The sequence below is a fragment of the Dyella sp. 05T440 genome (genome assembly GCF_056395965.1).
Window position 1 is genome coordinate 1 of sequence record NZ_JBFTKN010000041.1, and the last position, 429, is coordinate 429.

1 protein-coding gene is annotated in these 429 nt (G+C 59.7%); it reads right to left on the reverse strand.

Translation table 11 applies throughout. The features are described from left to right. Positions 1 to 429: pseudouridine synthase (locus AC1DE1_RS20870; protein ID WP_477179352.1), on the reverse strand; the 429-nt coding region annotated here is incomplete at both ends.

The following is a 429-nucleotide window of genomic DNA, read 5'->3' on the forward strand; positions in this document are numbered from 1 at the left end:
GTGTGACGGCCAGTTGCCGCGCACCAGGGCCAGATAATCTTTCTGCATCCCCTTTTCACGCAGTTGCTCATGGAGGGAACGCAGCGCAGAACGCTTTTTAGCGACCAGCAGAATGCCGGAGGTGTCACGATCCAGGCGATGCACCAGCTCCAGAAAGCGCGCTTCCGGTCGCAGGGCACGTAACCCTTCAATCACCCCGAAGCTGAGCCCGCTACCGCCATGCACGGCTGTGCCGGAAGGCTTGTTCATCACCAGCAGCGACTCATCCTCAAACAGGATGGCATCGGCCAGTGACGCCACTTTCGCCAGTTTGGGGGAAACGGCATCTTCATCGCGTTCCGCTACCCGAACCGGCGGAATGCGCACCTCATCGCCCTCCTCCAGCTTATATTCTGGCTTGACGCGCTTTTTATTCACCCGCACCTCGCC